Raw genomic sequence first — 12,277 nt, 5'->3', positions numbered from 1 at the left:
GCTTACAAATGAAAAATGTTGAAGAGAAAGGGGAAGTCACATGAACTTTAAAGTGCCAAGAGGAACGCAGGATATACTCCCTGCTCAATCCTGGAAATGGCAGCGCGTAGAAGCAATTATGCGTGACATTTGCGAACTGTACCGTTACAAAGAAATCCGGACGCCGATTTTCGAGCAGACGGAATTGTTTTTAAGAACGGTTGGGGATACTACCGATATCGTGCAAAAAGAAATGTATACATTCACAGACCGAGGAGATCGTTCCATGACCCTCCGTCCAGAAGGCACGGCACCTGTTGTTCGGTCGTTCGTTGAAAACAAGATGTTCGGATATGCTGATCAGCCTGTAAAGCTATACTATAGCGGCCCCATGTTCCGTTATGAGCGGCAACAGGCAGGCCGGTACCGGCAATTTGTTCAATTTGGAGTCGAAGCGATAGGAAGTGATGATCCGGCAATCGATGCAGAAGTCATCTCACTCGCGATGGAAGTGTATAAGCGGGCAGGATTGTCCGATTTAAAACTTGTTTTGAATTCACTGGGTGATGCGGAGTCCAGAACGGCACATCGCGAAGCGCTGGTAGCACACTTCCGGCCACATATCGGTGAGTTCTGTAAAGACTGCCAGTCAAGGCTTGAAAAGAATCCACTGCGTATTCTCGACTGTAAAGTAGACCGGGATCACCCACTGATGGCTTCAGCTCCATCCTTGCCGGACTATTTGAATGTGCCATCAAAGCTCTATTTCAACCAAGTGCAATCATTCCTGGAAGATGCGGGAATTGAATATGAAATCGATCCAAATCTTGTCCGGGGGCTAGATTACTACAACCACACTGCGTTTGAGATTATGAGCACCTCAAAAGGATTCGGTGCCATCACAACACTTTGCGGTGGCGGCCGTTACAACGGACTATCCGAGGAAATCGGCGGGCCTAATGCACCTGGAATCGGGTTTGCGATGAGTATTGAGCGTCTTTTACTCGCATTAGACGCAGAAGAAAAGTCATTTGAAGATGAACCATCCTTGGACGTCTATGTGGTCACACTTGGAGAAGAGGCTCATCGGAAAGGCTTTCAGCTGCTCCAACAATTGCGTAAAGAAGGCGTGAAGGCTGATATGGATTTCATGGACCGTAAAATGAAAGCGCAAATGAAATCGGCCGATCGCCATGAAGCAAAGCTGGTTTGCATCATTGCAGAGGACGAAGTGGCACAGGGCGTCGTCCAATTGAAGAATATGGGTGACGGAACACAAGAACAAGTTGCAGCAACGGCAATTGCCGGGAAGATAAAAGAACTGTTGAAATAAGGAAGGTTGATGGAGATGCGACGGACACATTATTGTGGAGAATTGAATGAGCAGACAATCGGGCAAACCGTGACACTACAAGGATGGGTGCAAAAAAGACGTGATTTAGGCGGTTTGATTTTCGTGGATATGCGGGATCGGACAGGTCTTGTCCAAGTCGTCTTTAACCCGGATATTTCAAAGGAAGCACTCGCTATCGCTGAGACGCTCCGCAATGAATACGTTGTCGAATTGGTCGGTTCAGTAGTGGAACGCGAAGAGAACCAGAAAAATCCGAAATTGAAAACGGGAGCTATTGAAGTGCAGGCCGAAAAGGTCGTCATTATCAATGAAGCAAAAACACCACCTTTTATTATTGAGGATGAGACGGATGTCAATGAAGAGGTTCGGTTGAAACACCGTTATCTAGATTTACGGCGCCCACAGCTGGCGAATGTATTCAAAATGCGTTCGGATATTTCCAAGACGGTCCGCAATTTCCTGGACGAAGAAGGGTTTATTGAAGTGGAAACGCCGATTCTTACCAAATCGACACCGGAAGGGGCAAGGGATTATCTCGTGCCAAGCCGGGTACATGACGGAGAGTTTTATGCGCTGCCTCAATCACCGCAATTATTCAAACAAATGCTCATGGTTTCGGGTTTTGACCGGTACTACCAAATTGCCCGCTGCTTCCGGGATGAAGACCTTCGTGCAGACCGTCAGCCGGAATTCACGCAAATCGATATGGAAATGAGTTTCATGTCCATCGATGACATCATCGAGTTGAATGAACGCCTGATGAAGAAAGTAATGAAAGATGTAAAAGGGATTGACATCGAGACGCCATTTAAGCGCCTGCCATACGACGAGGCAATGGCCCGTTATGGTTCAGATAAGCCAGATACACGCTTTGAAATGGAATTGACCGATGTATCGGAGTTAGTCAAGGATTCTTCCTTCAAAGTGTTTGCGTCAGCTGTTGAAGGCGGAGGCCAAGTGAAGTTGATTAACGTCAAAGGGAAAGCAGATCAATTTTCACGGAAAGACATCGATGCGCTTGGCGAGTTCGCGGCTCGCTACGGTGCAAAAGGATTGGCTTGGCTGAAAGTGGATGCAGAAGGTTTGAAAGGACCGATTGCCAAATTTTTTGAAGGAGAAGCGGCAAGCGGATTAATTCAGGCGGCTTCTGCAGAAGACGGAGACCTCTTATTGTTCGTTGCAGATAAGAAAAATGTCGTCGCGGATGCCTTGGGAGCCTTACGTTCTAAATTAGGCAAGGATCTTGGATTGATTGACGAGACGAAATTCAATTTCCTTTGGGTTACAGAATGGCCGTTATTTGAATATGACGAAGAAGATGGACGTTATTATGCAGCCCACCATCCATTTACAATGCCTGCGGACGTACAAGGTTTGGAAACGGATCCTGCATCCGTGAAAGCTCAAGCCTATGACCTAGTGCTGAATGGATATGAGCTCGGTGGAGGTTCGTTGCGGATCTACCAGCGCGATGTTCAAGAAAAGATGTTCAAAGCTCTTGGTTTCAGTCAAGATCAAGCGAGAGAGCAATTCGGATTCCTATTGGATGCGTTCGATTACGGAACACCGCCTCACGGAGGAATTGCTTTTGGTCTGGACCGGATCGTCATGTTATTGTCAGGTTCCACGAACTTGCGCGATACTATTGCGTTCCCTAAAACAGCAAGCGCAAGCTGCTTGCTCACAGACGCACCAAGCCCGGTGGATGAAGCGCAACTTGTCGAATTGGGGATTGGCATCAGACAGAAAGAAAATGCGTAAATCTGGTAAACTGGCATTTACGTAAAAAAGCAAAATCGTTGAATGATTTAAAGAAGTGTGATAGTATACAGGTAATACGAATCCTGAAGTGTTCGTCATTTGAACATCAGTTTTGACCGAACATAATTATCGTAGGGAGTCTAAATTCCAGGCTTGATGGCATGCCCTTTAGAGGGACGTCAGATGGTATGGATTGGGCACCCACCTGCTGAGTGCGGGTTCAAGACGATTCCATTTTGACGGCACATTCGGGATTCGTCACTATTGAATAATCGATCCCCTCTTGCCCTTGCGCGGAGGGGGTTTTTACTTTTATGCCTGCAGAGGAAGGAAGGATTCATCTTGTTACACCAATTTTCAAGAAATGAACTAGCTATTGGCAAAGAGGGATTGGAGCGGATCAAAGGAAAGACGGTCGCCATTCTTGGAGTCGGGGGAGTGGGATCGTTCGCTGCAGAAGCTTGCGCGCGCAGCGGAGTTGGCCGCATTATTCTCGTGGATAAAGACGTAGTTGATATTACGAATGTTAATCGTCAACTGGTCGCAACACTTTCAACGATTGGCCGTTCCAAAGTGGAAGTGATGACAGAACGCATCGCCGATATTAACAAGGAATGTGAAGTCATTCCATTGCATATGTTTTATACCGAAGAAACGTATGAGGAATTTTTCAACCATGCACCTGATTATGTCATAGATGCCTCTGACACGATCAGTTACAAAATCCATTTAATCAAGGAATGCATCGCTCGGGGCGTAAAAATCATTTCCAGTATGGGAGCGGCGAATAAATTAGATCCAACGCGATTCAAAATCGCTGATATTTCGAAAACACATACCGACCCGATTGCCAAAGTAATCCGTCTTCGTTTACGCAAAGAGGGGATTAAAAAAGGTGTTCCTGTTGTGTTTTCTGATGAAAGTCCGATTGTTGTCCGAGAAGATGTCGTCGATAAAGTTGGGAAACCAGACGCCGAAATCCGAAAAGCAAAAATGCCTCCAAGCTCCAATGCATTCGTGCCGTCTGCCGCAGGCCTTATATGTGCCAGCTGGGTCATTAATGATATGATTAAGGACATCCCGATTGAGCGGGTGAATAGCTAATCAGAAAAACGGATCCCTATGCGAGGATCCGTTTTTTCTGTGGAAATAAAAGATGAGATATCCTTTTTACTAGTAGTCGAAAATAGCCCCTCCAACTTACGATTAATGTTAGGGTTAAAAATGAAGAAATTTGCTTATATTAATCGTTTCCTATGGCATGGTACATAGGAACCATGTATACTAAGAAGTAAATAGAGTACGAGTCTGGCAGACAACTGTTCAGACGGTGAGAGGGTTGAAGAAAGAATGAGCCAACATGAAGGGATTTTACTAGAGAGCGGCACGAACGAGTTGGAAATTGTTGAATTTGAAATGGGCCATAACCGGTACGGTATAAATGTAATTAAAGTGAAGGAAATCATCATGCCGACCCCAATCACACCAATTCCTCACTCCCATCCGGCTATTGAAGGAATCATTCAATTGCGGGGGGATGTACTGCCAGTCATTAGTATGGAACGGGTAATGGGATTGCCGGAAACAATCGGCAAGCAGGAAGGAAAATATATTGTAGCGGCTTTCAATAAACAACAAGTCGTTTTCCATGTTCACGAAGTGACGCAAATCCACAGGGTATCCTGGAACCAGCTTGAGAAGCCTGCGGATCTCTACTCAGGTGAGGCGGCTCAAGTCATCGGCGTCATCAAACGGAATGACGATATGCTTTTATTGCTGGATTTCGAAAAAATCGTTTTAGAAATCAACCCGGACAGCGGCATCCGAGTCGAAGAAGTGAAAAAGCTCGGCAAGCGGGAACGGATCGATAAGCGGATTTTAGTAGCGGAAGATTCACCATTGTTACGTAAACTTTTGAACGATACTCTGTTGGAAGCGGGCTATGCCAATGTCGACTTTTTTGAGAATGGCAAAGATGCCTTGGCTTATTTAGAGAGTATTGTAGCCAGCGGGAAAAATGTAGCCGATGTCATTCAACTTGTCATTACGGACATTGAAATGCCACAAATGGATGGCCATCATTTCACTCGCAGAATTCGCGAGAACCATCAATTGGCTATGCTGCCAGTCATCATTTTCTCTTCCCTAATCACCGATGAATTAAAGCATAAGGGAATAAGCGTAGGAGCGAATGACCAAGTAAGCAAACCGGAAATCGCCGAACTTGTATTAAAGATGGATCAGTATATTCTTTAATTTCAAAGAACATTAGACAATCCTAAAATAAAATTGGCGCGAACAGTTCGACGAGCAATAGTCGGTCTGTTTCGCGTTTTTTAATTGGCCGTTGCCCCCGCGCATACCGGTCTGTCACCCGCGCATAAACGAGAACAGCCGCGCATACGGGTTTGGCTTAAACGATTACAAGCGGCCTATTGGTACATAAGATCTCATCCCATTTCAACTGAAATTGAAGTTTCCCATAAGACGTCAAAGTCAACCTCATAAAAAAAGCATTCTCTGTTCACTTCTCAACAGAAAATGCTTCTATATAGTCAGTCATAACTCAAACCATCATTTTTTCCGAAACTCTTTCAACCTATCGTAAATGCCTGCCATCTTTTTCTCTTCGCCGGCAATGACGGGTTTATAGAATTCCATTTGAGCGATTGAATCAGGCAAGTACTGCTGGTTGACCCATCCGCCGAAAGAACCAATCGGATGGTCATGTGGGTATTGGTAGCCCACATGCCCGAGTGCGGCTGCGCCGGCGTAATGCGCGTCCCGTAAATGAGGCGGAATATCGCCGGTCTGTCCTTCGTGCAATGCTTTCGTCGCTGCGTCGATTGCCAGGTAGGCAGAATTCGATTTGGACGCAAGGCACATTTCAATTACAGCATTCGAAAGGGGAATCCTCGCTTCTGGCATGCCGAGCCGGACGGCTGCTTCCGTGGCGGCGAGGACATGCGGTCCGACATTTGGATCGGCCAGGCCGATATCCTCATAAGCCATAACGAGCAGTCTCCTTGAAACGGCGACGAGATCCCCCGTTTCAAGGAGGTTGGCCAAATAATAGACTGCCGCATTGACATCGCTGCCCCGGACGGATTTCTGGAGAGCCGATAACAAGTTATAATGGTGCGAACCTTTTTTATCTCCAACTAAGCCAATTCTGCCAATCAGATTATCTATCAGCCAATCTTCGATCACAACTTTTCCATCTTCCTCATCACTTGCGGACACGACAGACTCCAAAACTGTCAGTGCTTTTCGGGCATCTCCGTTAACCCCTTCGGCAATCCTCTTCACCTGGCTTTCTTCGATCGCGATATTCAACTTGCCCAGTCCCCGGTCTTCATCGTGAAGGGCCCGGTGCAGTAATTTTTCCAGATCCGCGGCTTCCAGCCGTTTCAATTGTAAGATTTCTCCGCATCTTGAACGGATGGCGGGGTTCACATCATGAAAAGGATTCTCCGTCGTTGCCCCGATAAGTACAATAGATCCGCTTTCTACGTGGGGAAGCAATGTGTCCTGCTGCAATTTATTGAAACGATGAATTTCATCCAGGAATAATAGAACTTTGCCGGTAATGCGGGCCTCCGCAACGACATCTTCTACATCCTTTTTTCCTGAAACGGTCGCATTCAGGGCAATAAACGGCAATTCACTAGTCCCGGCAATCGCATGTGCTAGCGATGTTTTTCCGATGCCCGGCTCACCATATAAAAGCATCGAGGGGACATGGCCGTTTTTTACCATCCGATAGAGCGAGGTCTTCTCGCCGATAATATGTTGTTGTCCGGCTATTTCATCTATCGTTCGTGGGCGCATCCGATACGCCAACGGTTCATTATGCAAAACGATCACTCCTCGTACATCTGTTCCTTTCATTATAGCATGAATGAAGTCATATGGAGGAAGAGCGCACTGTTGTATGCTATAATGTGTGAAGCAATTCGAGAAAAAGGACTGTTGGATACGATGAGAATATCTACAAAAGGCCGATATGGTTTGACGATTGTCGTTGAACTTGGCAGAAACTATGGAGAAGGCCCATTGCCTTTACGAAAAATAGCGGAAGAACATAATTTATCTGAAGCCTATTTGGAGCAGTTGATTCCTCCTTTACGAAATAGTGGGGTAGTGAAAAGCGTCCGCGGCGCGTATGGCGGTTATAAATTGACGAAAGCGCCAAGTGAAATTACTGCAGGTGATGTTATTCGGGTGTTGGAAGGCCCGATCCAACTCATTGAGGATATGGATGAGGATGATGTGCCGCAGCAAGAATTATGGCATCGCATCGGTGAAGCAATCCGGGGAGTCCTGGATACGACAACGATTGAAGATTTAATTGACTCGGATAGAGCGCCTGAACCAGAAGGGTATATGTTTTACATTTAAAAGGAGTTTTTCATATGGATACAATCTATCTTGACCATGCCGCTACAACGCCTGTCCATCCCGAAGTAGCAAAGGCGTATATGGATACGATGAACGCGGTCTTCGGAAATCCCTCGAGTATTCATCAATATGGTCGGACAGCCAGAAAAGTAGTGGATGATGCCAGAAAAACGATTGCACGTGCCATTCACGCGGACCCGGTAGAAATCATCTTTACTTCCGGCGGGACGGAAGCGGATAATATTGCAATTGTCGGCACTGCCACCGCCATGAAAGAAAAAGGGAACCATATTATTACTACGAATATCGAGCATCATGCCGTTCTTCATACGTGCCAAATGCTTGAAAAACAAGGCTATGACGTGACCTATCTGCCTGTGGATGAAGATGGCCGTGTCCAAGCACGGCAAGTGGAACAAGCACTGACCGATCGGACAATACTCGTAACAATCATGCTTGGCAACAATGAAATCGGCACAATCCAGCCAATTCGGGAAATTGGAGAACTACTTACTGGCCATCAGGCGGTATTCCACACGGATGCTGTGCAGGCATTCGGCATCTTGCCGATTGATGTAAATGAATTAGGTGTCGATTTGCTATCTGCCTCAGCACATAAGTTAAATGGTCCAAAAGGGATCGGTTTCCTCTATCAGCGAAAAGGAATGATTACTACACCACTTCTTTACGGAGGAGAGCAAGAACGTAAACGAAGAGCCGGCACGGAAAATGTGACGGCGATGGCTGGATTTGCAAAAGCTGTGGAAGTCGCACAAGCTGGAATGGAGGCGAACCGGCAGGCATATGAAACGTATGCCTCCTCACTACTCACTGTTCTGGATAAGCATTCCATTGCTTATGAGGTGAATGCAAAAGATGCTGAAAAACTGCATCATATTCTAAATGTAAGTTTCCCAGGTACGGATATCGAATCATTGCTCGTCAATTTGGATATGGAGGGTGTTGCTGTCTCAAGCGGTTCAGCTTGTACTGCAGGCTCCTTGGATCCATCCCATGTACTCACTGCGATTTGCGGAAAAGAGTCTCCAAAATTGCGAAATTCGGTCCGTTTCAGTTTCGGCTATGGTTTGGATGAACAGAAGGTCGCAGACGCGGCTGAACGAGTGGCTCGGGTTATACATCGTCTCGTGAATTGAATAGATAAAGGATGAAACAATATATGAGAACTACAAAAGCAGTAGAAAATACACGCGTCGTCGTCGGCATGTCTGGCGGCGTCGACTCATCAGTGGCCGCGCTGTTGTTGAAAGAACAAGGCTATGACGTCATTGGCATCTTCATGAAAAACTGGGATGACACGGATGAGTTCGGGGTTTGTACAGCGACAGAAGATTATGAGGATGTCATAAGTGTATGCAATGAAATCGGCATTCCCTATTATGCGGTAAATTTTGAGAAGCAATATTGGGATAAAGTATTCACTTATTTCCTTGAAGAATATAAAGCTGGACGAACTCCAAATCCAGATGTCATGTGCAATAAAGAAATTAAATTTAAAGCATTTCTTGACCATGCAATGAGCCTCGGGGCGGATTTTCTTGCGACTGGACACTATGCGCAAGTTGTGGAAACGGAAGATGGCGTTGCGATGCTGAGAGGCAAGGATGATAATAAAGACCAGACATATTTCCTTAATCAGCTGACTCAGGAACAATTGAGTAAAGTGATGTTCCCGATCGGAAATCTGGATAAAAGCGAAGTGCGCAAAATAGCAGAACGGGCCGGTTTGACGACTGCTAAAAAGAAAGACTCCACAGGAATCTGTTTCATTGGCGAACGCAATTTTAAAGAGTTTCTCGGCCAGTATTTGCCGGCACAGCCTGGAGATATGAAAACGATGGAAGGGGAGACCGTCGGGAAGCATGATGGCCTGATGTATTATACAATCGGCCAGCGCCACGGACTTGGCATCGGAGGAGCGGGAGACCCTTGGTTCGTTCTAGGGAAAGACTTGAAGAATAATGTTCTTCTCGTTGGCCAGGGCTTCCATAATGATGCATTGTATTCTGACAGCTTGACTGCGGTAAATAGTAGCTTCACAACTGCTCGAAAAATGCCGCAGACGTTCGAATGTACAGCCAAATTCCGTTACCGTCAACCAGACACGAAAGTGAAGGTTGAACTCCTAGAAGGAGGCCGGGCAAACGTTGTGTTTGATGTCCCGGTGAGAGCGATTACGCCGGGCCAAGCCGTTGTTTTTTATGATGGTGAGGAATGTCTTGGCGGCGGGACAATTGACACGGTCATTAAAGATGGTAAAGAACTGGATTATGTCGGATAAGGGGCAGGTACCACGATGGGATATAACGAAATAGGGATTCAATCCTTACAGCAAGGTAAATATGAAAAAGCAATTGAAGCATTTGTGAAAGCAGCAGAGCAGGAGCCTGACAATCCTGTTGGCTATATCAATTTAGGAAATGTCTTTACGGCTGTCGGCGATGTGGAACGGGCGGAGCGTTTTTTCCAAAAAGCATTGACGTTGGACGAGGAGGCGGTCACAGCCTATTACGGTCTCGCTAATCTTTATTACAATAATGGGCGTTTTGAAGAAGCGGCCAAATTGTATGAAAAGGCAGTGCGGAGCGGCATGGAGCAGGCGGACGCCTATTTCATGCTCGGTAAAAGCCTGGAGCAGGGAGGCAATGAAAAGTTGGCGCTGCCTTATTTGCAGCGTGCTCTTGAACTAGCTCCAGATGATTTGGAAATTCAGCTTTCGTACGGAATTCTGCTGGCTAAACTTGAATTATTTAAGGATGCCGAAAAAGTACTTCGTGAATTGGTCGAAAAAGATCCGGAACATCCTGATGCACATTATAATTTAGGAATGGTTTATGCGGTATCGACCGATCAGAAGGAAGATGCACTTTATCATTTGGAACGTGCTTTCAGGATCGAGCCAGACCATGTCCAATCGAAATATATTTATGACATGATCAAGCAAGGCGAAGCTGATAAGTAATAGATTACAGATAAGGCGGTGAATGAATATGGAAGAGTTATTCGGTAACGATAGGAAAGAGGAAGTTTTTTTGGTCGGACGTCCGGTCGTTACGATCTTCCATAATCCCACCAATCTGTTTACGATAGCCAAGCTGAAAATCAGCAAGACGAATTGTGGGTATGGTGACAAAGAAATTGTAATCAAAGGTAACTTTCCACAGCTGACGGAAAATGAGGAATACCGCTTCACAGGACGGCTTGTCAAACACAATACATACGGCGAGCAGTTCGATGTCATGACCTTTTCAAAGGAGATGCCTGAGACGGAGGATGGTCTTGTTCATTATCTGTCGGGGGATCTCTTTCCTGGCATTGGCAGAAAAACTGCGGATACGATTGTTAAGACGCTTGGAAAAGACGCCATTCGAAAAATAGTGGAAAATCCCTCTGTGCTAGACGCTATACCAAAGCTATCTGATGAACGGAAAGAGACGCTAACTTCGGTGCTTCAGCAGAACTTAGGTCTCGAGAGGACAATCGTCCAGCTAAATGAGTGGGGTTTCGGCCCCCAGCTCGCCATGAGAATTTACCAAACATATCGCGAGGAATCGATTGAGCGATTAACTGAAAATCCGTACCGTCTCATTGAAGAAATAGAGGGAATTGGCTTTCAGCGGGCGGATGAACTCGGCAGGCAGCTTGGCATGACCGGGCAGCATCCATCACGTGTGAAAGCGGCTATTTTGCACTATATGAATCAAGCGGTCCAATCGGCAGGCCATGTTTATTTGCTTGCAGACGATGTATTGCCCGAAGTGAAGCGCATGCTGGAAGCAAGTCAGCCGGAGGATATTCCATTCGAACGCATTTCCCAGTCAATTATTGAGTTGGTGGAAGAATCCAAGCTGTGTGCCGAGGAACGCAAATTATACATCCCCTCCCTCTACTTTTCTGAGCTTGGCATTGCCTCGAAACTTGATCGTTTGTTGAAAGGCAAGAAAGCGGATGCGTTTCCTGCTTCCGAAGTTAGGAAGGCAATCGGGGAAGCGGAGGAACGGCTTGGCGTAACGTATGCCGAAACTCAGGCAGCTGCTATACAAACGGCCCTTCACTCGTCTGTCATGATTTTGACTGGCGGGCCGGGTACTGGAAAAACCACAGTTATTAGAGGACTTGTCGAAGTGTATGCGGAACTGCATGGACTTTCTCTGGATCCGAAGGAATATGCAAAAAAGCAGGAACCTTTTCCGATTGTATTGGCAGCCCCAACCGGACGGGCGGCAAAACGGATGTCCGAATCGACAGGGCTTCCGGCAATGACGATCCATCGTCTTCTCGGCTTCACCGGACAGGAAAAAGATGAAGCGGAAGGCAGGGAAGTCGAAGGCAGGCTGCTGATCATTGACGAGATGTCGATGGTCGATACATGGCTTGCCCATCAGTTGTTGAAAGCGTTGGACGATGATATCCAAATCTTGTTCGTAGGTGACCAGGATCAGTTGCCGCCTGTAGGACCGGGACAAGTCCTGAAGGATATGCTGGAATCCGGGAAAATTCCGGTCGTTGAATTGAAAGAGATTTACCGGCAAAGCGCGGGTTCCACGATTATTGAAATGGCTCACATGATCAAGCGTTCTGAGTGGAATGACAATTTAATTAAAAAGACTTCAGATCGTTCGTTTATCCGCTCGACTGGTGATCAGATCATGAATGTCGTGGAGCAGGTGCTGAAGAATGCATTAGCAAAGGGCCATTCCATTAAAGACATCCAGGTGCTAGCGCCGATGTACAAAGGCACAGCTGGCATTGATATATTGA

10 protein-coding genes and 1 other RNA gene are annotated in these 12,277 nt (G+C 46.4%); 10 read left to right on the top strand and 1 reads right to left on the bottom strand.

The features are described 5' to 3' along the window. The first annotated feature begins 40 nt into the window (after positions 1–40). The 5 genes from hisS to NCCP2222_RS01665 all read left to right on the top strand — a co-directional run bounded on the left by hisS (position 41) and on the right by NCCP2222_RS01665 (position 5,350). Positions 41–1,312: a histidine--tRNA ligase gene (gene hisS, locus NCCP2222_RS01685; RefSeq protein WP_248509010.1), complete on the top strand. Its 1,272-nt coding sequence runs from the start codon at positions 41–43 to the stop codon at positions 1,310–1,312. Positions 1,313–1,327: 15 nt separating this feature from the next. Continuing rightward, positions 1,328–3,094: an aspartate--tRNA ligase gene (aspS, locus tag NCCP2222_RS01680; RefSeq protein WP_375709146.1), complete on the top strand. Its 1,767-nt coding sequence runs from the start codon at positions 1,328–1,330 to the stop codon at positions 3,092–3,094. A 77-nt stretch (positions 3,095–3,171) separates the two neighbouring features. After that, positions 3,172–3,353, top strand: a non-coding RNA gene (gene ssrS, locus NCCP2222_RS01675) — 6S RNA. 83 nt (positions 3,354–3,436) lie between these two features. Next, on the top strand, positions 3,437–4,198 hold the full coding sequence (locus tag NCCP2222_RS01670) for a tRNA threonylcarbamoyladenosine dehydratase (protein ID WP_238082229.1): 762 nt from the start codon (positions 3,437–3,439) through the stop codon (positions 4,196–4,198). A gap of 246 nt (positions 4,199–4,444) precedes the next feature. Beyond that, complete coding sequence (locus NCCP2222_RS01665) at positions 4,445–5,350, top strand: chemotaxis protein (RefSeq protein ID WP_248509006.1); 906 nt, start codon at positions 4,445–4,447, stop codon at positions 5,348–5,350. A 318-nt stretch (positions 5,351–5,668) separates the two neighbouring features. Here NCCP2222_RS01665 and NCCP2222_RS01660 read toward each other — a convergent pair whose 3' ends face one another. Further along, positions 5,669–6,952 (bottom strand): replication-associated recombination protein A, encoded by a 1,284-nt coding sequence (locus NCCP2222_RS01660; protein WP_248509004.1) that lies wholly within the window; start codon positions 6,950–6,952, stop codon positions 5,669–5,671. 123 nt (positions 6,953–7,075) lie between these two features. Here NCCP2222_RS01660 and cymR point away from each other — a divergent pair, with 123 nt between their 5' ends. The 5 genes from cymR to recD2 form a co-directional block, all read left to right on the top strand. Then, the gene (cymR, locus tag NCCP2222_RS01655) at positions 7,076–7,495 is read left to right on the top strand and encodes a cysteine metabolism transcriptional regulator CymR (protein ID WP_248509767.1); all 420 of its coding nucleotides are present in this window, start codon (positions 7,076–7,078) and stop codon (positions 7,493–7,495) included. Between the two features lie 14 nt (positions 7,496–7,509). Then, entirely contained in the window at positions 7,510–8,652 is a 1,143-nt protein-coding gene (locus NCCP2222_RS01650; RefSeq protein WP_248509002.1) for a cysteine desulfurase family protein, read from the top strand. Between the two features lie 23 nt (positions 8,653–8,675). Continuing rightward, positions 8,676–9,797 (top strand): tRNA 2-thiouridine(34) synthase MnmA, encoded by a 1,122-nt coding sequence (gene mnmA / locus NCCP2222_RS01645; RefSeq protein ID WP_248509000.1) that lies wholly within the window; start codon positions 8,676–8,678, stop codon positions 9,795–9,797. A gap of 15 nt (positions 9,798–9,812) precedes the next feature. Continuing rightward, positions 9,813–10,478 (top strand): tetratricopeptide repeat protein, encoded by a 666-nt coding sequence (locus tag NCCP2222_RS01640; RefSeq protein ID WP_248508998.1) that lies wholly within the window; start codon positions 9,813–9,815, stop codon positions 10,476–10,478. A 28-nt stretch (positions 10,479–10,506) separates the two neighbouring features. Next, positions 10,507–12,277 (top strand): SF1B family DNA helicase RecD2 (gene recD2 / locus NCCP2222_RS01635; RefSeq protein WP_248508996.1); only part of this gene is annotated, 1,771 nt, incomplete at its 3' end.

Source organism: Sporosarcina sp. NCCP-2222 (genome assembly GCF_023168145.1).
GTDB lineage: Bacteria > Bacillota > Bacilli > Bacillales_A > Planococcaceae > Sporosarcina.
The sequence above is the reverse complement of the archived record's forward strand: the minus strand, read 5'-3'. Positions and strand labels throughout refer to the sequence as shown.

Coding starts and splice junctions, on each gene's coding strand:
- hisS (WP_248509010.1), top strand. CDS start 41: ATGAACTTTAAAGTGCCAAGAGGAACGCAGGATATACTCCCTGCTCAA.
- aspS (WP_375709146.1), top strand. CDS start 1,328: ATGCGACGGACACATTATTGTGGAGAATTGAATGAGCAGACAATCGGG.
- NCCP2222_RS01665 (WP_248509006.1), top strand. CDS start 4,445: ATGAGCCAACATGAAGGGATTTTACTAGAGAGCGGCACGAACGAGTTG.
- cymR (WP_248509767.1), top strand. CDS start 7,076: ATGAGAATATCTACAAAAGGCCGATATGGTTTGACGATTGTCGTTGAA.
- NCCP2222_RS01650 (WP_248509002.1), top strand. CDS start 7,510: ATGGATACAATCTATCTTGACCATGCCGCTACAACGCCTGTCCATCCC.
- mnmA (WP_248509000.1), top strand. CDS start 8,676: ATGAGAACTACAAAAGCAGTAGAAAATACACGCGTCGTCGTCGGCATG.
- NCCP2222_RS01640 (WP_248508998.1), top strand. CDS start 9,813: ATGGGATATAACGAAATAGGGATTCAATCCTTACAGCAAGGTAAATAT.